1 pseudogene is annotated in these 1053 nt (G+C 66.5%); it reads right to left on the bottom strand.

What is annotated here, in order from left to right:
* Window positions 1-1053 (bottom strand): annotated as a pseudogene (locus OC446_RS22595) (4Fe-4S binding protein); the annotation flags it as partial.

Raw genomic sequence — 1053 nt, 5'->3', positions numbered from 1 at the left:
CACCCCCGCCGCGACCGCCGCCCACAGGATGAAGATCAGCGGGGCCGCCAGGAAGAATTCCCAGTTGAAGTCTGTGATGAGCGAGTTGGTGAAGGTCAGGACATTCACGACCGAGAGCTGCGCGTTGGCGTACCATCCGAGCCATACCAACGTGAAGGTGAGATAGGCGCGGCGGACCCAGACGTAGACCGCAGGGCGGCGCACCAGCGCATCCTGGAAGAAGAAGATCGCCGTGAGGACCAGCAGGGCAAACACGGTAATCCCGATGGAGACGGTGTTGGTCTTCCAGATCTTGAGCCAGAGCGGCTCCTCGACTTCACCGGCCGCGAGCGCGTCAGCGTCGTTCAACGACGGTTCACCCGAAGCCGCTGGAGCCGGACTGGCCTGGCCCTGCGCCTGCGCCTGGGGTGGAGCCGGCGCCGCGGGCGGGGCAGGGGGCTGCTCGATCCGCAGGTACTGATCCGGCAGGGTGTATTCGAGATTGTAGGTCAGGAAGGCCTTGTCACGTGCGCCGACGTTGCGCTGCACGAGCAGCTGCAGCTGCCAGGGCTCGGTGAGGTCGAGCTTGAAGTCTTCGGGCACCACGAACAGGGCGATCTCGCGCAGGGCCGGCGCCCCCGCCGCAGCCAGATCCCCAAGCCGCGTATGGTTGCGGTCGCGGAAGCGGGTGCTCTGGCCTTCCTGCAGCAGCTCAATGCGGTCGAAGATGCCGCCGCGCACGTAGCCTGAGCCCTTGAACGAGTAGGCGCCCTCGCCGGCCACCACGATGGCCTGCTGGTCCGGCTTCAATCGAGCTTTGAGCTGCTCGTAGGCGGCGTCGCCGAGCAGGCTGCGCCCGATGGTGGGCACGCTGACGGGGGCGACATAGAGGTCGATGAAGGTGTCGGCGGGATCATTCGTTTCGGCGTTGCTGGCCGCCTCCTGGTTGCCGGCCTTGGCGTAGGCCTCGTTGACCTCACCGACGGTGAGCGACAGGCGCCGGACCGAGCCGTCGCCGAGGAGTGTCTGCCAGTCACGGACCTCGCTCTTCGACAGGTCCACGGTTTTCACGGC

Origin of the sequence: Microvirga sp. Mcv34, from assembly GCF_024519725.1 — a bacterium.
Classification (GTDB): Bacteria; Pseudomonadota; Alphaproteobacteria; order Rhizobiales; family Beijerinckiaceae; genus Microvirga.
The sequence above is the reverse complement of the archived record's forward strand: the minus strand, read 5'-3'. Positions and strand labels throughout refer to the sequence as shown.